15 protein-coding genes are annotated in these 20,392 nt (G+C 49.9%); all 15 read right to left on the bottom strand.

Annotated features, from left to right (window positions below; all coding sequences use genetic code 11):
• Positions 1–8 precede the first annotated feature (8 nt).
• A complete protein-coding gene (gene polA / locus BO53_RS0101090; protein ID WP_031544542.1) occupies positions 9–2,609 on the bottom strand; it encodes a DNA polymerase I in 2,601 nt (866 codons plus the stop codon).
• A 123-nt stretch (positions 2,610–2,732) separates the two neighbouring features.
• Positions 2,733–4,310 carry an AbgT family transporter gene (locus tag BO53_RS0101085; protein WP_031544534.1) on the bottom strand — a complete coding sequence of 526 codons (1,578 nt, stop codon included), beginning with the start codon at positions 4,308–4,310 and terminating at the stop codon, positions 2,733–2,735.
• Positions 4,311–4,405: 95 nt separating this feature from the next.
• The gene (gene mdh, locus BO53_RS0101080) at positions 4,406–5,338 is read right to left on the bottom strand and encodes a malate dehydrogenase (RefSeq protein ID WP_031544533.1); all 933 of its coding nucleotides are present in this window, start codon (positions 5,336–5,338) and stop codon (positions 4,406–4,408) included.
• A 30-nt stretch (positions 5,339–5,368) separates the two neighbouring features.
• On the bottom strand, positions 5,369–6,634 hold the full coding sequence (gene icd / locus BO53_RS0101075) for an NADP-dependent isocitrate dehydrogenase (protein WP_031544532.1): 1,266 nt from the start codon (positions 6,632–6,634) through the stop codon (positions 5,369–5,371).
• A 34-nt stretch (positions 6,635–6,668) separates the two neighbouring features.
• Positions 6,669–7,784 carry a citrate synthase gene (locus tag BO53_RS0101070; protein ID WP_031544531.1) on the bottom strand — a complete coding sequence of 372 codons (1,116 nt, stop codon included), beginning with the start codon at positions 7,782–7,784 and terminating at the stop codon, positions 6,669–6,671.
• 231 nt (positions 7,785–8,015) lie between these two features.
• Positions 8,016–9,563 carry a solute symporter family protein gene (locus BO53_RS0101065; protein WP_031544529.1) on the bottom strand — a complete coding sequence of 516 codons (1,548 nt, stop codon included), beginning with the start codon at positions 9,561–9,563 and terminating at the stop codon, positions 8,016–8,018.
• Positions 9,560–9,871 carry a DUF485 domain-containing protein gene (locus tag BO53_RS0101060; RefSeq protein WP_031544528.1) on the bottom strand — a complete coding sequence of 104 codons (312 nt, stop codon included), beginning with the start codon at positions 9,869–9,871 and terminating at the stop codon, positions 9,560–9,562. The genes BO53_RS0101065 and BO53_RS0101060 overlap by 4 nt, the downstream gene beginning before the upstream one ends.
• A gap of 147 nt (positions 9,872–10,018) precedes the next feature.
• Positions 10,019–10,759 carry a hypothetical protein gene (locus BO53_RS0101055; RefSeq protein WP_031544526.1) on the bottom strand — a complete coding sequence of 247 codons (741 nt, stop codon included), beginning with the start codon at positions 10,757–10,759 and terminating at the stop codon, positions 10,019–10,021.
• Positions 10,760–10,848: 89 nt separating this feature from the next.
• A complete protein-coding gene (gene pyk, locus BO53_RS0101050; RefSeq protein WP_031544524.1) occupies positions 10,849–12,609 on the bottom strand; it encodes a pyruvate kinase in 1,761 nt (586 codons plus the stop codon).
• A gap of 11 nt (positions 12,610–12,620) precedes the next feature.
• A complete protein-coding gene (gene pfkA / locus BO53_RS0101045; RefSeq protein ID WP_031544522.1) occupies positions 12,621–13,580 on the bottom strand; it encodes a 6-phosphofructokinase in 960 nt (319 codons plus the stop codon).
• Positions 13,581–13,690: 110 nt separating this feature from the next.
• Entirely contained in the window at positions 13,691–14,644 is a 954-nt protein-coding gene (locus BO53_RS0101040) for an acetyl-CoA carboxylase carboxyltransferase subunit alpha (protein WP_031544520.1), read from the bottom strand.
• A 2-nt stretch (positions 14,645–14,646) separates the two neighbouring features.
• Positions 14,647–15,498 carry an acetyl-CoA carboxylase, carboxyltransferase subunit beta gene (accD, locus tag BO53_RS0101035; protein WP_031544518.1) on the bottom strand — a complete coding sequence of 284 codons (852 nt, stop codon included), beginning with the start codon at positions 15,496–15,498 and terminating at the stop codon, positions 14,647–14,649.
• A gap of 18 nt (positions 15,499–15,516) precedes the next feature.
• On the bottom strand, positions 15,517–15,942 hold the full coding sequence (locus BO53_RS13270; RefSeq protein ID WP_031544517.1) for a FadR/GntR family transcriptional regulator: 426 nt from the start codon (positions 15,940–15,942) through the stop codon (positions 15,517–15,519).
• Between the two features lie 11 nt (positions 15,943–15,953).
• A complete protein-coding gene (gene ystJ / locus BO53_RS0101025) occupies positions 15,954–17,177 on the bottom strand; it encodes an NADP-dependent malic enzyme (protein ID WP_031544516.1) in 1,224 nt (407 codons plus the stop codon).
• Between the two features lie 71 nt (positions 17,178–17,248).
• A complete protein-coding gene (locus BO53_RS0101020) occupies positions 17,249–20,389 on the bottom strand; it encodes a DNA polymerase III subunit alpha (protein WP_031544514.1) in 3,141 nt (1,046 codons plus the stop codon).
• Positions 20,390–20,392: the final 3 nt, after the last annotated feature.

Raw genomic sequence — 20,392 nt, 5'->3', positions numbered from 1 at the left:
TTCTCCACCTACTTTACTTCATACCAGTCATTGCCATAACCATAATCCACTTTAAGAGGAACACGAAGTTCCATCGCATTCTCCATGATTTCCTTGATGACCGGGATAAAATCTTCCACTTCATCTCTCGGAATGTCAAAAATCAGTTCATCGTGGATCTGGAGCAACAATTCGGCATTGAATTTCTGTGCTGCTTCCGATTGTTCGTACTTGACCATGGCGAGTTTGATGATATCTGCCGCACTCCCCTGTATCGGAGAGTTCATGGCCGTCCGTTCTGCAAAGCTTCTCGCATTGAAATTGCGGCTGTGTATGTCGGGGATGTACCTCCTTCTGTTGAGGAGCGTCTTCACATAGCCATCCCGTTTGGCATCCTGCACAATGGACTTCATGAAGTTCTTCACCTCAGGGAAGGAGTCCAGGTAGTTGTCGATGAACGTTTTGGCTTCCTTCCTTGTAATTCCAAGATTCTGGCTCAATCCGTAGTCGCTGATGCCGTACACGATGCCAAAGTTCACGGCTTTGGCGTTCCGTCTCATCTCGGAAGTGACATCCTCCCTGTCCACATTGAAGACTTCCATTGCCGTTTTGGTATGGATGTCCGTATCACTCGTAAATGCGGTTGTCATCGTTTCGTCCCCTGTGATGTGTGCAAGCACCCGGAGTTCGATCTGGGAGTAATCGAGTGCCAGCAGTACGTGAGAATCATCCTTGGGCACAAACGCCTTCCTGATCCGTCTACCCTCGTCGATACGGATGGGGATGTTCTGGAGGTTCGGTTCAACGGAGGACAGCCGGCCCGTCTGTGCCAGTGTCTGGTTGAAGCGTGTGTGGATCTTCGAATCTTCCTTTATCTCCCCTTGGAGTCCGATGACGTAGGTGGACTGGAGTTTGGCGAGAGAGCGGTAATCCAAAAGATACCTGATGATTTCATGCTTGTTCTGGAGTTCCTCCAATACATCGACTGCTGTCGAATAGCCTGTTTTCGTCTTCTTGATTACAGGAAGTTCGAGCTTTTCAAAAAGGATATGCCCGAGCTGCTTCGGTGAGTTGATGTTGAATTCCTCACCTGCAAGTGCATATATCCGTTCTTCTATTTCATCAAGGCGCTCCTTGATCTCCGACTCCATCTCCTCAAGGCGTGAAGGATCCACCCTGATGCCCCGGTACTCCATACTGGACAGCACTTTGGCCAAAGGGATTTCGAGGTCTTTCCACAGATCGAGCATTTCATCTTCCTCGAGTGAGGCCTCCATCAGCGTCCTGACATTATGCACAGCCATCACCTTGTCATTGAGGAACTTGAACTGCACTTCTCCGGTCGGCTGCTTGGCCTTGCGTCCCTTGCCGTAGTGGTAATCGTCACTGTCTATATTAATATTGAACTGGCCGGCCGTTTCTGCGACATCAATGATCTTCCTGGAGGGGTCGAGCAGGAAACTGCCCAGCATGATATCGTAGTCAAAATCCTGAAAATGGATATCCAGGTGTTTGAGAAGACCCATCTGGCGCTTGATATCGTACACATTGATGGACTTCCTCGATTTGAGGAAGCTTTCCAGCTGATCTGGATCGATCTCGTCCATCTCACTGATGAATGTCCGCTCGCCGTCGGTAATTGCAACGTACTCCGGCTTGTGTGTCAGATAGTTTTCCGCACGGACTTCCAGATGGAGGGAGACATCTTCGCCGAGCATATCCATCTTCTCCACACGTTCATCCGTGAACTCGACCTTATCCTCGGTCTCGCTGGCTTCCATATTCTTGAGCAGGGATTCGAACTCCAGCTCCTTGAAGAGCTCATACTTTTCCTGCTCGTTGTCACCAGTGAATCTGAGGTCGTCCATACCGAAATCAAGAGGCACGGTACGGTGGATGGTGGCCAGGGACTTGCTCATCAGTGCATCTTCTTTATGCGCAGCCAGATTCTCCTTCAGCTTCTTTCCTTTGACCTCATCCAGGTGCTCCAGCACTTCTTCGACACTGCCATGATTCTTAAGCAGCTTGAGCGCCGTTTTCTCCCCTACACCCGGAACACCCGGGATGTTATCCGATTTGTCACCCATCAGGCCTTTCAAATCGACGATCTGCTCAGGATCCAGACCATATATCTCTTCGATATACTCGGGTGTGTACCTGTCGATATCGGATATGCCCTTCTTCGTATAGTAAATGACGGTATTGTCACTGGCCAGCTGGGTAAGGTCCCTGTCCCCTGTGATGATGATCGTTTCAAAGCCCTCTTCATCCGCTTTCCTGCTCATCGTCCCGATGATGTCATCGGCTTCATATTCATCCAGCTCGTATCTTTTGATACCGTATGCATCGATCAGTCTGCGGATTGGTGCCAACTGCTCACCCAGTTCAGGCGGCATCTTCTGCCTGCCCCCCTTATACTCTTCATACTGCTTGTGTCTGAATGTTGATTTTCCCGCATCGAAGGCAACGAGGAAATGAGTGGGAGACTCATCTGCAATCAGTTTTTCCAAAAGTCTGGCATAGCCGAATATGGCATTCGTATGAAGACCGCTCTGGTTGCTCAACAACGGCAGTCCATAAAATGCACGGAAAGCCACACTGTTCCCATCTATTAGAATCAGTTTCTTCATTAATATTATCTCCTCTCCGCTGAATCTTCCCGACCGTTCCAACTCAGTCTCTTCATATCAGATTATACATTTCTGTGCCGGTTTAATCCATAGAAAAAGGCACAGCTAAAGCTGTGCCTTTTGTTATCCTGCATATTCGATTGGTGCATTCGGTCCGAGCGGGAGGCCGAACAGCATCCATACGATGAGCATAAGTGCCCATGTGACAAAGAAGAAGATGGAATATGGCAGCATGACGGAAATCAATGTACCTATTCCTATATTCTTATCGTACTGCTGGGCAAAAGCGATGATAATCGCAAAATACGTCATCAGCGGCGTAATGATGTTCGTGGATGAATCCGCTACACGGTATGCCATGGTCGTCAGCTCCGGAGAATATCCGAGCTGCATCATGATCGGCACGAATATCGGCGCCATCATTGCCCATTTGGCACTGGCACTTCCGATGAAGAGGTTGACCACCGCTGTTACGAACATGAAACCGATGATCAATGGAATACCAGTGAGGTTGAGTGCTTCAAGAAGCTCTGCACCATAGACGCCGATGACCAGACCGATGTTGGATTCTGCGAAATATGCAACAAATTGCCCTGCTGTGAAGGCGAGGACGATGAACATGCCCATGGCAGCCATCGTTTCGGTCATCTGGTTGGCAACATCCTTGTCATTTTTGATGCTTCGGGTGATCAGTCCATAGACGAGACCCGGTATGAAGAAGAGTATCGCTATGACCGGCACCAGTCCATCACTCATGAATGGAGATTGGACGATCGTATCCATATAATTGCCGATCGAATCGTCACCACGCATTGGAGAATTCGGCAGCACGACGAGCAGCGATGCAAGCGCAATGCCCACAACAGCAGAAATGATTGCCCAGATCAGCCCTTTCTTCTCAACAGGCTTCAGAGGATTCATTTCATCCGTACTTTCCACTGCGTCAGAATCGCCACTCTTCGGATTGAATTTCCCAAGCCTCGGCTCGACAATCTTGTCGGAGACGAACCACCCTACAAGCGTGAGCAGGAATACACTCGCTGCGATGAAGAAGTAGTTCATCGCCACATTCATGCCCTCTGCATATTCAGGATCGATGACTGAGGCCGCTGCGATTGAAAGTTCTGCAAGCATTGCGTCCGTTCCGCTGAGGAGCAGGTTGGCTGAGAAACCGGCAGAAACACCGGCGAATGCAGCTGCAAGACCTGCAAGCGGGTGTCTGCCAAGTGCGAGGAACAGTACGGCTCCAAGTGGCGGCAGCACGACATATCCTGCATCGGAAGCAAGCGAAGACATGATGCCAGCAAAAACCAGTCCGGCAGTAATCAGCTGCTTCGGTATGGACAGGACGAACCCGCGCAATGCAGCACTGATCAGCCCTGACCTTTCAGCAACACCTATACCCAGCATTGTGACAAGCACTACGCCGAGCGGCGCAAAGTTGATGAAGTTGTCGGTCATGCTTGAGAATATGTAACTTATTCCTTCACTGTTAAGCAGATTGTTGATTGAAACAGTTTCCTGATCTTCTCCTGGATGCTCCACCGAAATTTCGAAGATCGATAGGACGGCAGATGCCACCAGTGTCAGTGCTGCAAGCAGCGCAAACAGAGTTACCGGATGAGGCAGTTTATTCCCCAACCACTCTACAAAATCAAGAAATTTCTGAAAAATACCATTTTTCTTTCCACCATTTTCCATTTCAAAAATTTCCTCCCATTTTAATCTATAAACCGAAAAGGCCACCAAATTGGCAGCCTTCTCAGTATAATACTCAAACTTGAATTTTACAAATATTATTTCAACATGTTCATGACGTTTGTCACAGAGTCTTTGGATTTATCCAGCTGGCTCTTTTCTTCATCGGTCAGTTCCAGTTCGATGATGCGCTCTATGCCTTCTGCACCGAGAACGGTAGGCACTCCAAGATAGATATCTTCATAGCCATATTCACCTTCGAGATAGGCAATTGCCGGCAGCACACGCTTCTGGTCTGAAAGGATTGCTTCAGCCATCTCGACAAGAGCGGCGGCAGGCGCATAATAGGCGGAACCACTGCCAAGCAGATTGACGATTTCAGCCCCACCCTTTCTTGTACGTTCGATGATGGCGTCAATCTTATCTTGGTCCAGGAGGCTTGTAAGTGGCACCCCGCCTACATTCGAATAGCGTATGAGCGGTACCATATCGTCACCATGGCCACCGAGTACGAAGCCTTGGACATCCTGGACGGACAGCTTCAGTTCTTCTGCAATGAATGTTCTGAACCTTGCTGTATCAAGTACACCGGACTGGCCGATCACCCTGTTTTTGGGGAAGCCGGACTCCTTATACACAGTATAGGTCATAGCATCCACCGGGTTGGTCAGGACGAGGATTGAGCAGTCCGGTGAATATTTGACTATTTCACGCGTGACCGCAGACATCACCTTCTGGTTTGTCTTCACCAGGTCGTCCCTGCTCATGCCCGGTTTTCTCGCGATTCCCGCTGTAATGATGACAATATCGGAGTTCCTTGTATCTTCATAATTGCTCGTGCCTGTAATATCCACATCGACACCGAGTACAGGCGTCGCTTCAGACATGTCCAGGGCCTTGCCCCGGGTTGGGTCTTCTGCCTGTGGGATATCGACCAGTACAACATCACCCAATGCTTTTGATGCAGCGATGAAAGCTGTCGTGGCACCGGTGAAACCGGCGCCGATGACTGAAATCTTCTTTCTGTTCATGCTGTCCACACTCCTTGTCAGCAAACATGATTACATGTTTTTGATCAGTTCATCCCCAAATTCGGAACATTTCACTTCTGTTGCGCCATCCATCAGACGGGCAAAGTCATATGTGACGACTTTGGAAGCGATCGTTTTTTCCATTGATTTAGTAATGAGGTCTGCAGCTTCCTGCCATCCAATGTGTTCGAGCATCAAGACGCCTGAAAGGATGACTGAAGAAGGATTCACCTTGTCGAGTCCAGCGTATTTCGGTGCAGTACCGTGAGTCGCTTCGAAGATCGCATGTCCAGTTTCGTAGTTGATGTTCGCGCCCGGTGCAATACCGATACCGCCGACCTGTGCTGCAAGTGCATCGGAGACATAGTCGCCGTTCAGGTTCATCGTCGCTACAACACCAAAGTCTTTTGGACGTGTAAGGATCTGTTGCAGGAAGATATCTGCAATCGCATCCTTGATGACGATCTTGCCTGCTGATTCAGCTTCAGATTGGGCTTTATCGGCTGCTTCCCTGCCTTCATCTTCGACGATCTTGTCATACTCTTTCCATGTGAAGACCTTATCTCCGAATTCGCGCTCAGCAAGGTCATAGCCCCATGCTTTGAACGCACCTTCTGTGAACTTCATGATGTTCCCTTTGTGGACAAGTGTTACAGACGGACGGTTGTTGTCGATTGCGTAGTTGATTGCAGAACGGACAAGTCTCTCAGTACCTTCCTTGGAGACAGGCTTGATGCCGATTCCGGAAGTTTCAGGGAAACGGATGTTCTTGGCGCCCATTTCATTCTGGAGGAAATCGATGACTTTCTTGACATCATCAGTACCTTCCTGGAATTCGATGCCCGCATAGATATCTTCGGTATTTTCACGGAAAATGACCATGTCAGTCTCTTCCGGACGTTTCAGTGGAGAAGGCACACCTTCGAAATACCTTACAGGGCGGAGGCATGTGAAGAGGTCCAGTTCCTGTCTCAATGCAACGTTGAGTGAACGGATGCCGCCACCGATCGGTGTTGTCAGAGGTCCCTTGATGGCCAGGAGATATTCATCGATTGTATCGAGCGTCTCCTGAGGCAGCCACTCGCCTGTCTTATCGTAGGCTTTCTGTCCTGCGAGTACTTCCTTCCACTCGATGCCTTTTTTGCCGTCGTATGCTTTTTCGACTGCTGCATCAAGCACCTTGCTTGCTGCACTCCAGATGTCAGGGCCGATGCCGTCCCCCTCGATGTATGGAATTACAGGTTGATCCGGTACGTTGAGTACCCCGTTGTCTGTAGTTATTTTTTGACTAGCCATAGAATTTATTCCTCCAATTATTTATCTTGATTGATTATCTTTCTTCAATAGGTTCGTATTTTTTGTCAGTCTGCCCCACATATTCAGCCCTTGGTCTGATCAGGCGGTTGTCCTGATACTGTTCAAGGATGTGTGCAAGCCATCCGGATACACGGCTCATGGCGAAGATCGGTGTAAACAGGTCATGATCTATGCCGAGCGAGTGGTACACGGACGCACTGAAGAAGTCGACGTTTGGAAGAAGACCTTTTTCCCTCTCCACGATTTCAGCTATCTTGATGGACTTCTCGTAGAGGTCCGGCTCACCGATCTGTTCCGTCAGCTTCTTGGACATGTCCCTCAAGTATTTGGCACGCGGGTCCCCTTCTTTGTATACACGGTGGCCCATGCCCATGATCTTTTCCTTGTTCTCAAATTTCTTTTTGAGATAGCTTTCCACATCATCAGATGAGTCGATTTCAGAAAGCATCTGCATTACACGTTCGTTGGCGCCACCATGGAGCGGCCCCTTCAGAGCACCGGCTGCAGCCGTGACACCGGAATATACATCGGACAGTGTCGCTACACAGACACGTGCAGTGAATGTGGATGCGTTGAGTTCGTGGTCCGCATGAAGGACAAGCGCTTTGTTCATCGCTTCAACTTCTGTATCATTCGGCTCTTCGCCCTTTAGCATGTAAAGGAAGTTCGCTGCATAGCTCAGTCCTTCTTTAGGCTTCACGACTTCCTGGCCATTGCGGATTCTTGAGAATGCAGAGACCAGGGAGGCAACTTTCGCCTGGATGCGAATTGCTTTTTCCTGATTCGCCTCTTCACTCATGTCTTCAGCATTAGGGTCGAAATGCGCAAGATATGACAGTGCAGTCCGGATACCCGTCATCGGGTGGACCCTGTCTGCAGCATACTCTTCAAAATGGTTGTAGACTCTCGGATTGAGTGTCATATGCTCGAATAGTTTGGCCTGGAACTCATCCAGTTCCGATTGATTCGGAAGCCTGTCATTCCACAGCAGGAAGACTACTTCCTCAAACGATGCATTTTCAGCAAGGTCATCAATCTCATAGCCACAATAAGTGAGCTGTGAACCAATGATAGAACTGATGCGGGATTCGGCCGCTACAATACCTTCTAAACCTTTTTTGTCAGACATATTGACTCTCCTTCTTAGTAATTCATAAAATAGCCACTTCGGCTTCTATACCATTATATCAAATTCAAGAACTTTGTGAATAAATCAAGAAAACATATTACATTGTGAAAAAATTACCGTTATCTTGCTCGAAAGCCCTTACACAAGGGAAAAAGCGGTAATTTTCGCAAATTACCACTTTCATAAGAAACAATTAATTATCTTATTGATTCCTATAAGTTAATCTTATATTTAGTGGGAAACATCTGATGTGGATATGCCCGTGACCGATTTGACCTTGACCTCCCGATATTTTTCATGGGATTCCGCTTTTCCGAGGAATGTCCCCAGGAAAGCACCGATGAAGCCTGCAGGCACAGAAAACAGTGCAGGATTATCCAAGGGGAAGATCGGTTCCATGGCGATGAACGCACTTCCGGATGGATCCATTACATTCGGACTCAGTATGACGAGTGCCAGGGAGACGACAAGTCCGGTGATGATGCCGGAGATTGCACCCTGGGTGTTGAAGCGTTTCCAGAATATCGTATAGACGATGACGGGAAGATTGGCACTGGCGGCAACACAGAATGCCAGAGACACCAGGAAGGCCACGTTCTGGTCCTGAGCGAATATCGCAAGGATGATGGACAGCACACTGACGCTTAAAGCGGCTGTTCTTGCAGCCAACATCTGCTCCCTATCCGTCATTTTCCCTTTCTTTATCACTTGTCCATAGATATCGTGTGCAAATGCACTTGCGCCGGAGAGCACTAGTCCGGCGACTACAGCAAGGATTGTCGCGAATGCAACCGCTGCAACGAAGGACATCAGGAAGTCGCCTCCCAGTCTTTCAGCAAGCAGAGGCGCTGCCATGTTGCCTGCCGGGTTGGCAGCGATGATCTCTTCCCGTGTCAGCAATGCCGCAGCCCCGAAGCCAAGGAAAATGGTCAGGATATAGAAGATCCCGATGATCCATGTCGCCCACATGACAGAGCTTCTCGCCGTCTTTGCATCCTTGACGGTGAAGAACCTCATGAGGATATGGGGCAGGCCCGCCGTTCCGAACAGAAGGGCGACGATCAGGGAAATATTATTGAGTGGAGAGTTTCCCTGCGCCCCCGGATTCAGGAATGAACCCTCCAGTTCAGGTGCCGTGACGTTCTTCATCTCACCGAACATCGCGAATATATTGAAGTTGAAAGTAAGCAGTACCAGAAAAGAAATGATGAGCGTACCGATCATGAGCAGGACAGCCTTGACCATCTGTACCCAGCTCGTTGCGGTCATGCCGCCGAACAGCACATAGATCGTCATCATGATGCCTACAAGAATGACGGAAATGCTGTAGGGTATATCGAACAGAAGCTGTATGAGTGCGCCTGCGCCCACAAGTTGGGCAAGCATATAGAATATGACGATGGTGATGGATGAGAGTGCAGCGAATGCCCGGACCTTTTTCAGCTCGAACCGCGCTGCAATCATATCTGCCACCGTATATTTGCCCAGGTTTCTGAGTGGTTCTGCGACTATATACAAAACGACCAGATATGCCGTCAGATACCCTACACTATAGAAGAATCCATCGAAGCCCCATAGTGCAATCGCACCAGCAATACCGAGAAATGATGCCGCCGACAGATAATCCCCCGAAATTGCCAGACCGTTCTGCCAGCCTGTCAGGCCGCCTCCTGCGGTATAGAAGTCTTTCGTGGACTGTGTGCGTTTGGAAGCAAAATATGTAATTACCAAAGTTGCCCCTACAAACACCAGAAACATGATGATGACTGTCAAATTCATTCGTATTCCCCTTCCTTGTACTTTCTGATGATTTCGTCGGCTTCCTTGTCAAACTTCTTCGCCCTGCTCATATAGATGGTGACGAGCGTCCATACCATGATGAAAAGCAGAAAAGCATAAATCCATGCCCACGATATATTACCGAATGGCTCATTTGCGAGCAGATCGGTATAGCCGGTCAGCACTGGAAAAATAAGAGTTGCGATGATGAAAAAGATGCTGATCGGCAGGATGAACCTGTTCCGCTTTCTGAGAAGCGCCTCGAATTCGGGCTGATCAGAAATCTTTTTGTAATCAATTTTTGACATTTCAATTCCCCCTTGTAACTAACATTCTATGTGGGGTGTATAATAATGTCAATTTTTCGAATAGTTAAAATCGTATACATTTACACTATATGAAAGCGATTACCTCAATTAAATAAAAAGGCCGCTCATTCTGAACGGCCTTTCAACTTACATATTTTTCGGTTTTTCAATTCTATCCACTTCACCGATTCTGTCCATCGTGATATTTGAGATGATGTTCATCTCGTCATCCCCTGAACCGACTGTCAGTGTGAACTCGGCACCGGTGTACTGGTATTGCTCGTTGAATTGCAGCGTTACCTGCCCACTGAATGTATCGACATCATCGAATGCATCTGTCATCCCGTCATTGAAGAATGGTTCAGCATCTTCTTTTTCATCCAAGGTGTAGCGCAATTCATATCCCGATTCAAACTCGGATACTGTGCCTTCCCTATAGGGTTCCAAATCGGAGATGAGCGCGCCATATTGGCTGGCGCCGATTTCACGCGGCTCATCCTGCGCTTCGGTGCTTCCCCCCTGATAGATGAAATGCTCACCCTCGACAATATAATGGGTTTTTATTTCCTGTCCATCATCGACTTCCACTTTAATTTCATCCGCTTCGCTTCTTGTCGTAATGGTTCTTACCACATACTGGCTTTCACCTGAAGAAATCGTGGAGGTCTGCCTGGCTTCGTAGCTCACAGTATCCCCCCATGCCGACGATGCCTCATCGATCAAATCGGAAGCATCCATCGCTCCATCCGCTTCAGATTGCGGCTCCCCTTCAGAGGATTCCGTCGTTTCTTCACTCTGACCTTCCGGATTCCCGGCTCCGGACTCATCGGCCTCATTGCCGCATGCAGCCAATAATAGCATCACTGCCAATAATAATAACTTTTTCATCTCCGCCACCTCATCTACATTATACCGGCCGTCTCTTTGGACGACAACAATAAAAAGGGTACTTTGACAGTACCCTTTCCTGCGTTCTGCTACAGTACATTGGCATGGCCGCTGAAGATGCAGTTCTGTTCGGAATCGACAGTGATCGTCATGCCTTCTTCAAGGACATTCAGGGCATCAGTGGCCCCTACAATCGTCGGCAGATTGAGGTTCAGCCCCACAATGGCCCCATGGGAAGTCAGTCCACCTTCTGCAGTGACAAGACCGGCGGCCTTCTCGAGATAAGGGGTCATATTGGAATCAACGGACTGGACAACGACGATTTTTCCTTCGATATCCTTTTTTGAAAGGTCATCTGATGAATTTACGATGACTACTTCCCCGACAGTGCTTCTCCTGCCTATACCTTGGGCACGCACGAGTACGTCCCCAACGATGTGTAGTTTCATCAGGTTGGTCGTCCCCGCTTCGCCAGCCGGTACACCCGCAGTAATAATCAGCAGGTCGCCATGTGTGGCAAATCCCTTTTCCATCGCAGCGGATACGGATACATTCAGCAGTTCGTCGGTGTCCCGCTCCCCTTCCTTGACGACGGGATGGACACCCCACACAAGCTGGAGCTGCCGCGCTACATATTCATGAGGGGTCACGGCGACGATGTCAGCATGCGGACGGTATTTCGAAATCATCCGCGCCGTATGGCCGGATTCCGTAGCCGCCACAATCGCACGGCACTGCAGGTTGAGGGCCGTATGGGCGACGGATACGCCAATGGCCGTAACGAGGTTCGTCTGCAGCGACTTGGTTCTTGCAGAGAGGAGTTTTTTATAGTCCTGTGCCTCTTCAGCAGAAACTGCGATGCTGGCCATCGTCTGTACGGATTCCAATGGATAATCCCCGGCAGCCGTCTCACCGCTCAGCATGACAGCATCCGTTCCATCATAGATGGCATTGGCCACGTCACTTGCTTCAGCACGTGTACAACGCGGGTTGTACTGCATGGAATCCAGCATCTGGGTCGCAGTGATCACCGGCTTGCCGAGCATATTGCACTTTTTGATGAGGTCCTTCTGGACCATCGGTACGGACTCCGGTGGAATCTCAACACCCATGTCTCCACGCGCCACCATAAGACCATCCGAGACTTCCAGAATCTCATCAATGTTGTCGATACCTTCCTGGTTCTCGATCTTCGGAATGATCTTGATATATTCGGCAGACTGCTCTTCGAGCAGCTCACGTATTTCAAGTACATCGCTGTTCGTGCGGATGAAGCTCGCTGCAATGAAGTCGACACCTTCCCCGATGCCGAAAATGATATCTTCCCGGTCCTTCTCGGTGATGCCCGGAAGTTTTACGGATACACCCGGCACATTGACGCCCTTCTTGTTTTTCAGCACACCATCATTCAATACATGGCAGTGTATCTCTTTGGCGTCATGGTCAATATCATCGATCTTCAGTTCAACCAGTCCATCATCCAGCAGGATACGGTCTTCTGTATCGACATCGTCTATCAGTCCTGCATAGGTTACAGAAAACTTCTCGGGTGTCCCGACAACCTCTTCCATGGATACGGTGATCTTCTGCCCCTTGGACAGTTCGATCTCTCCATTTTCCATCGTATGCGTACGGATTTCGGGTCCTTTCGTGTCGAGCAGTATGGCTACTGTGTGGCCAAGCTTGTCCGCTGCTTTCCTTATATTGGTGATTCTTGCCCGATGTTCTTCATGATCACCATGGGAAAAGTTCAGACGGGCGATATTCATGCCTGCATCCATCAGCTTTTCCAGCATTTCAGGTGATTCGGAAGCCGGTCCTATCGTACATACTATCTTAGTGTTGCGCATGTCAATTCCTCCTATATGGATAGCTCTCTTGAGAGCCTGTATAGACCTTCGTCTATTTTGTGGGTTTCTTCGAAAACCTTGTCGAAACTCGTCTTCGTCATGCGGTTGTTTTCAATGCCGACCGCGTGTCCGTGAATGTCATTCAGGAGCAGTTCGACTGCATACGCCCCCAGGCGGGAGGCCAGGACACGGTCGCTGCCCGTCGGTTTTCCGCCACGCTGCATATGCCCAAGTACACTCTCACGCGTATCTACATTGATGTATTTCCGCAGTTCCTCAGCACACTCCGCGGCGCTCATCACACCTTCTGCAACAATGATGATGGAGTGCTTCTTGCCGCGCTTCATGCCGGTTTCAATCCTTTCGGCAACCTCTTTGATATCGGAAGGGGCTTCCGGGATGAGGATCGTCTCAGCCCCTCCTGCCACCCCGGCCCACAGTGCCAGGTCACCGGCGTCCCGGCCCATGACCTCGATGATGAAGGTCCGTTCGTGGCTCGTTGCGGTATCCCTAATCCTGTCGACCGCGTCAATGATGGTGTTGAGGGCCGTATCGAATCCGATCGTATAGTCAGTACCGTTGATGTCGTTATCTATCGTACCCGGAACACCGACTGTATGGATTCCCTCTTCATTCAGCCGCTGGGCGCCTCTATAGGAACCGTCCCCGCCGATGACCACGAGGGAATCAATTCCGCGCTTCTGAAGGTTTTCAATCGCCTTTTTCCTGACGTCGGGCTCTATGAATTCCGGGCACCTTGCAGAATAGAGCTTTGTACCCCCCCGCTGGATGATGTCGCCCACATCCCCCAGTTCGAGTCTCTTTATATTGTCGGTGACGAGGCCCTGGTAGCCCTGGTATACACCATAGACTTCTATGCCTTCATATATGCTTTTTCTTACTACGGCTCTTACTGCGGCATTCATGCCGGGAGAATCGCCTCCGCTAGTCAGTACTGCAATTTTCTTCATAGTTCCCTCCGTTAAAACATGATCTTATCTTTAAAATAGCACAACTGCTTATCCTTAGCCATAATTTGAATGGTTGAAACCGTTTTAAAGCCAAAAAAGAACAGTCGGAATCAGGACTGTTCGGTAAACACGCCAATATTCATGTATTTGTCGTAACGGTCATCCATCAATGTCTGGCCATCCATGGACTGGAGTTCATCCAGATGCCTCTTGACTGCTTCGTCAAGGGAGGAGATGACCGCTTCCCTGTCATTATGGGCGCCCCCTTTGGGCTCCATGATGACTTCATCTGCAATGCCGAAAGACTTCAGGTCCGCAGCAGTAATCTTCAGGGACTCCGCCGCAATCTCCTTGAGGGAGGCATCCTTGAACAGTATGCTCGCTGCACCTTCTGGAGAAATGACGGAATATGTCGCATTCTCAAGCATCAGGAGGCGGTTGCATACACCAAGGGCCAAAGCCCCCCCAGAGCCGCCTTCCCCAATGACGATGCTGATCACGGGCACTTTGAGCCCAGCCATCTCCACAAGGTTCCTGGCAATGGACTCGCTCTGGCCGCGCTCTTCTGCCGCTTTCCCCGGATATGCACCCTTCGTATCGATGAAGCATATGACCGGACGGTTGAATTTATCCGCCTGCTTCATCAGGCGCAGTGCCTTTCGGTAGCCATCCGGATGCGCCATGCCGAAGTTCCGGTGGATGTTGCCCTTCGTATCCCGGCCCCGCTGATGGCCGATGACCGTAACAGGAGTGCCATGATATGATGCGATTCCGCCTACGATGGCGGCATCATCACTATGGACACGGTCCCCGAAGAATTCGATGAAATCCTCGAAGATTTCTTCAATATATTCCAATGTCGTCGGGCGTTTGGCATACCTGGCAATTTCCACACGCTGCCATGGTGTCAGGTTGCTGTAGACCTCGTCTTTCTTATCATTGACCTTCTTCTCCAGGAAACTGATTTCCTTCGTCAGATCAAGCTTGTTCTTCGCAGCATATTTCTCGAGTTCTCCAATTTTGTCTTCGAGCTCATATATCGGCTTTTCAAATTCAAACGCCATGGTCACACCCCACTATGCAGTTTCAGTATTCTTCCGAGATAGTTTTTCATATCCCTGCGGTTGACGACCTCATCCAGCTGTCCATGCTTCAGCAGGAATTCGGCTGTCTGGAAATCGTCCGGCAGTTTTTCCTTGATGGTCTCCTCTATCACACGTCTGCCGGCAAAGCCGATGAGCGCACCCCGTTCAGCAAGGTTGATATCCCCGACGGATGCGAAGCTTGCAGACACCCCGCCCGTCGTCGGGTTTGTCATATAGGCGATATAGAGGAGCCCGGCCTGGTTATGGCGCTCAATGGCCACGCTCACTTTTGCCATCTGCATCAGTGAGATGATTCCCTCCTGCATGCGTGCCCCGCCGCTTGCCGTAAAGACGATTACGGGCAGACGGCGTTCGGTCGCATATTCGAAGGTTCTTGCCAGCTTTTCGCCGACGGCAGAACCCATGCTGCCCATTCTGAAGCGCGAATCCATGATGGCCACCACAGCGGGGGTATCATCTATGGTGCCTTCTGCACAGATGACTGCCTCATTCAATCCCGTCTTCTCCCTGTCCTTGTTCAGCTTCGCTTCATAGTTCGGGAAGTTCAGGGGATTGGCCGATGTGATATTTTCCAGGATCGGTTTGACCGTGCCTTCATCCATGAGTGCCTCCATCCGGTCCGGCGCAGTTATGGGCAGATGGTGCTCGCAGTTCGTGCAGACATTCAATCTTTTATAGAGTTCCTTGGAATACAGTATTTTCTTGCAGTTCGGGCACTTTGTCATGATTGACTCGCTGTTTTCAAAAGTGCCGTCATTGCGGTTGGTTTCATTGACTTTTTTATTCAGTTTGGAGAACAAGTCTTTTAGCATAATAAACCCCTTGCTTCTTTACGATTTGAAAGCTTTTGAATATTTGTCTAGCAGGACATATATCTTCTTCATGATCTGATTGTCGTCATCCAGGACAGTCATTTTGTCATCATGATGCTTTGATTTCACATATGCCTCGATCATCTGTTTTATTTCTACTATTTCATTCTGTTGTCTTTCGGTTCTGATCAGATATCTGCCGATGAGCTGGAAGAGCTGGTGACTGTCGATGTCAGCCAAAAAGGTTCCTTCTCCACGGCGGACATAGATGATACCGAGCAGTTCAAGTGCCCGCAGCGCCTCTCTCACACTCTGCCTGCTTACATTCAGCTTTTCTTTCAGATACCTCTCACTCGGCAATTTTTCGCCGACCTGGATATTTTCAGATTCGATGAGATTGTGGATTTCTTCAACGATATTTTCCAGACCTTTTTTTTCCGTCATTTCATCTGACACTATAACGTCAACCTGCGCGCTTTCTCGTAGACTTCATCCGGGTCCACCTTGATGCGGCTGACACCCGTCTGCATCGCAGCTTTCGCCACCGCCCTCGCCACATTGGGCGCCACTTCCTTATTGAATGGTTCGGGGATGACATAGTCGCTGTTCAGGTCACTCTCATCGATCAGGTCGGCAATCGCAAGGACAGCAGCCTTCTTCATCTCATCATTGATATGCGTCGCCCTGACATCGAGCGCCCCTCTGAAAATGCCCGGGAAGGCCAGTACATTGTTGATCTGGTTCGGAAAGTCACTGCGTCCCGTACCGACTACGAGCGCGCCCGCAGCTTTCGCATCTTCCGGCATGATTTCAGGGTTGGGGTTGGCCATGGCGAATATGATCGGATCATCTGCCATGCTTTCCACCATCTCGCCTGTCAATGCGCCTGCAACGGATACACCGATGAATACATCGGCATCTTTGATGACATCACCGAGTTCCCCTTCCTTGCGGGCGTGATTGGTGAAGCGGCTGACCTCATTCTTTACAGCGTTCATGCCGTTGGGCCTGCCTTCATAGATGGCGCCTCTTGAGTCGCACATGATCATCTCTTTGACACCGAAACTGTGCAGCAGCTTCACGATTGCCACACCTGCAGCGCCGGCACCATTCAGGACCACCTTGATCTGGTTGAGGGATTTGCCGGTCAGTTTCAAGGCATTCATCAGACCACTTAGAGTGACGATTGCTGTGCCGTGCTGATCATCGTGGAAGACGGGTATGTCGGTCTCACGGCCAAGACGCTCTTCAATCTCGAAACATCTTGGGGCGGATATGTCCTCCAAGTTGATGCCCCCGAAGACAGGTGTGAGCAGCTTCACAGTCCTCACGATTTCATCCACGTCATTCGTGTCCAGTGCGAGCGGGAAGGAATCCACTCCGGCGAAGTTTTTGAACAGGGCGCTTTTGCCTTCCATTACAGGCAGACTCGCCATCGCACCGATATTGCCCAGGCCGAGCACAGCAGAGCCATCGGTGATGACTCCGACAGTATTGCTCTTGATTGTATAGTCGAAGACGGTGCGTTCATCCTCATAGATCTCCTTGCAGGGTTCAGCGACCCCCGGGGAATAGGCGAGGCTCAGCGCCTCCTTGTCTTTTATCTCCACTTTGGAGTTTACGGAAAGTTTTCCTTGCTTTTCTCTGTGCATTTCTAGTGCATCATCTCTTAGGGACAATATGATCTTCCTTTCTTAAGTGGTCATACCACCAATTATATTAACATTATCCAATTTCCATGACAACAGATTCACCCAAGCAGACGGATATCAGTCAGGCTGATGTGCTGCAGCAGCTTATGGATATTCGATGTTTCAATATTACCAAGCTTTTCCTTCCTGTCAAAATCATGGACGGGGATGCCTGATGCCTCGAGGAGCCCTGAGAGGTCATAATTCTGGGAGTTGCGGATGACGACACGCTTGGCCGAACGGATGCCATTCTCCCGGAACGTCTCCACGTCATCCACTGCATCTATGATCAGTTGCGGCTGCGACTTCCTCGTTTCCATCCTTCCTGTCACCGCAACGATTTTGCGGGACAGTTTCGGGTGTACATTGAAATAGACTTTCGGGAAGATCACACCTTCCATCTCCTGGTATCCATCGGATATTCTGACGAAGGCCATATTCTGTCCCTTTTTTGTCCGTATCGTCTTGATATTTTCAAAAAAGACGAGATACGTCCCCTGCTTCCTCTGATGGAGCAGGGAAAAAGGGATGTACTGCAGGGATTTCTGCAATGAGATGATGGGATGGTCCGACAGATGGAAACCGAAGACTTCCTTTTCCCCTTCCATCTTTTCAATCTCATCCATTTCATCCACATAGTGGTATTCCTTTTTTATATTGAATCCCAATGTGCTCAAAAATGAATCGTGGGCGTACTCTTCCGAATTCAGTTCATCAAGCATGGGCAGTGATTGAAGCATCGTCTTCCTGTTTTCCTCAAACCCGTCCAGGGCACCGGAGAGGATGAGCTGTGTCAGCACCTTCCTGCCCAGCACCACATCCTTCACCCGCGTCTTCAGATCGTATATATCCTCAAACGGCCCTTCTTTCCGCGCTTCGATTATCGCTTCCGACATCCGGTATGTCACCCCCCGGATCATTGAAAAACCGAGCTGGATGCCATCCACGCTTCTATTGCTCCATACCGAGCGGTTGATATCCGGCGGATGCATTCTGATGTGCCTCTGCTTCACTTCGTTGATGACCTGCTTGGTTTTCGTATCGTTGCCGAAATGATGGGACAGGATGACCGAGTAGAAGATCTCCGGAAACTTCGTCTTGATGTAGGAGAGCATATAGGAGATCCTGCTGTAGGCGACGGCATGGCTTTTCGGGAATCCATAATCAGCAAATTCGAGGATCAGATTGAAGATATGGTGTCCGACATTGCTGCTGTATCCGCGCTCTGCCGCGCCCTTCTCGAAATGTCCACGTTCCCGCTCCAGTGTTTCCCTGTCCTTCTTGCTCATCGCCCGCCTCAGAATATCCGCTTCTGCATAGGAATATCCCGCAATTTTGGAGGCGATCTGCATGATCTGCTCCTGATAGACGATGACGCCGTAAGTTTCCTTGAGGATATCCTTTATATCGGAATGGGGGTATTTGACGGAGGAGGGATTCCTTTTGCCGGCGATGAAATTGGGGATCTCCTTCATCGGACCCGGGCGATAGAGGGCATTGACGGCTACGATATCCAGAAACTGTTCGGGCTTCATTTCCCGTATGACTTTCCGGATGCCGTCCGACTCCAACTGGAACACGCCCAGGGTCATTCCGCGGCCGAGCAACCGGTATACATCGGGGTCGTCCGGGATGCCGCCCAGAGTGAATGCATCGTCCAATCTCTTTATCTGGTTCACCATATTTTTGAGCAGTGACAGGTTTCTCAGGCCGAGGATATCAATCTTAAGCAGCCCCGACCCCTCCACTTCGTTCATCGGCCACTGGCTCAGGGTATGCCCTTCACTGAAGATGACCGGCACATTGTCCGTCAGCCTTTCCTCACTGAGCAGCACCCCTGCTGCATGGGTGGAAGTATGGCGTGGCAGCCCTTCAATCTTCCGGCACATCGTGGCGTAGACGCTGTACCTTTCATCTGCCTCTACGAGTGACTGGAATGCTTCCGTGGCAAACGCCTCTTCCAATTTCGTCCCCGGGGCATCGGGGATGATGCCGGAAATCATTTTCAATTCATCGTCGCTGAATCCCAGCACCCGTCCCACATCACGTGCCGCCATCTTGGCGCTCAGCGTCCCGTAGGTGACGATATGGGCGACATTCATCTCTCCATATTTTTCAATGAGGTATTCAACCACTTCGTCCCTTCTCGTATCCTCGAAGTCAATGTCGATATCCGGCATCGTGACACGCTCCGGGTTCAGGAAACGTTCGAACAGCAAGTTGTATTTCAACGGGTCAATTTCAGTGATGTTCAGCAGGAAGGAAACGAGGCTTGCACTCGAAGATCCCCTGCCCGGACCGACATATATCCCCTGCTGCTTCGCATGGTTTACTGCATCCTGCACAATGAGGAAATAGTCTTCATAGCCCATTTCCACGATGATTTCGTATTCATATTCAAGCCTTTCCACATATGCATCGCTGCCATCGGTCTTCACTTCAAGCTGTTCCTGCAGCATGTTCCATAAAAATACTTTCGAGTCATGATTATCTGCATGTGGATAATGCGGCAGCGTCCGCTCGGCCCGGGGCAGTGTGACATCACACTTTCCGACCAGTGCCCTGTTATTTTCCAGGTGACGCCTCTCCGCCTCATCCAAATCTTCAGACGTCCTTACGAAATCCGCTCCCCGTGCATCCCGTATATCTGCCGGGTCGATCCTCCCATTGTCGCGGATGGCGTTCAGCACTTCTTTTGCAGGCAGATCTTCCGGGGATATGTAGTTGGCCTGCTTCATGAATACGCTCTGGTACGGTGAATCCTGTACTTCATGGCTTGTGTATTTGTCCGCTTCATCAACGGCCATCGTCTCCAGCACCCCGACGCCGGAATCATCTTTGGCGATCATCAGGCAGTGATGGATATTTTTGGCCAGGAAGTTCTGTGGTGTATAGTGGAGGTCCTTATAGGAGAGCATGGCTGAAAGCCGGATCAGCTCCCGGTATCCCGATGTGTTTTTTGCAATCAGGACCACCGGGATGCCGTTCAGCTGGTTGTCGACGGATATTTCCATGCCGATCAGCGGCTTCACACCGAAATGCTCTGCCCGCCTGACGAAGTGGTAGATGCCGTGGAGACGGTTGAAATCAGTCAGTGCTACAGCCTCCTGCCCATCCGAAGACACCTTTTTAAGCAGCTGATCAATTCTGATATTGCTATTCAGAAATTCATAACAGCTGTGCACATTCAAATTGATCATAGG

The sequence above is a fragment of the Salinicoccus luteus DSM 17002 genome, assembly GCF_000712035.1.
GTDB lineage: Bacteria > Bacillota > Bacilli > Staphylococcales > Salinicoccaceae > Salinicoccus > Salinicoccus luteus.
Note: the sequence above shows the minus strand (reverse complement) of the source record. Positions and strands in the feature narration are given on the sequence as shown.

Coding starts and splice junctions, on each gene's coding strand:
- BO53_RS0101060 (WP_031544528.1), bottom strand. CDS start 9,871: ATGTCAAAAATTGATTACAAAAAGATTTCTGATCAGCCCGAATTCGAG.
- pyk (WP_031544524.1), bottom strand. CDS start 12,609: ATGCGCAACACTAAGATAGTATGTACGATAGGACCGGCTTCCGAATCA.
- BO53_RS0101020 (WP_031544514.1), bottom strand. CDS start 20,389: ATGATCAATTTGAATGTGCACAGCTGTTATGAATTTCTGAATAGCAAT.
- BO53_RS0101040 (WP_031544520.1), bottom strand. CDS start 14,644: ATGGCGTTTGAATTTGAAAAGCCGATATATGAGCTCGAAGACAAAATT.
- BO53_RS0101065 (WP_031544529.1), bottom strand. CDS start 9,563: ATGAATTTGACAGTCATCATCATGTTTCTGGTGTTTGTAGGGGCAACT.
- pfkA (WP_031544522.1), bottom strand. CDS start 13,580: ATGAAGAAAATTGCAGTACTGACTAGCGGAGGCGATTCTCCCGGCATG.
- BO53_RS0101070 (WP_031544531.1), bottom strand. CDS start 7,784: ATGTCTGACAAAAAAGGTTTAGAAGGTATTGTAGCGGCCGAATCCCGC.
- icd (WP_031544532.1), bottom strand. CDS start 6,634: ATGGCTAGTCAAAAAATAACTACAGACAACGGGGTACTCAACGTACCG.
- mdh (WP_031544533.1), bottom strand. CDS start 5,338: ATGAACAGAAAGAAGATTTCAGTCATCGGCGCCGGTTTCACCGGTGCC.
- BO53_RS0101055 (WP_031544526.1), bottom strand. CDS start 10,759: ATGAAAAAGTTATTATTATTGGCAGTGATGCTATTATTGGCTGCATGC.
- polA (WP_031544542.1), bottom strand. CDS start 2,609: ATGAAGAAACTGATTCTAATAGATGGGAACAGTGTGGCTTTCCGTGCA.
- BO53_RS0101085 (WP_031544534.1), bottom strand. CDS start 4,310: ATGGAAAATGGTGGAAAGAAAAATGGTATTTTTCAGAAATTTCTTGAT.
- BO53_RS13270 (WP_031544517.1), bottom strand. CDS start 15,942: ATGACGGAAAAAAAAGGTCTGGAAAATATCGTTGAAGAAATCCACAAT.
- accD (WP_031544518.1), bottom strand. CDS start 15,498: ATGCTAAAAGACTTGTTCTCCAAACTGAATAAAAAAGTCAATGAAACC.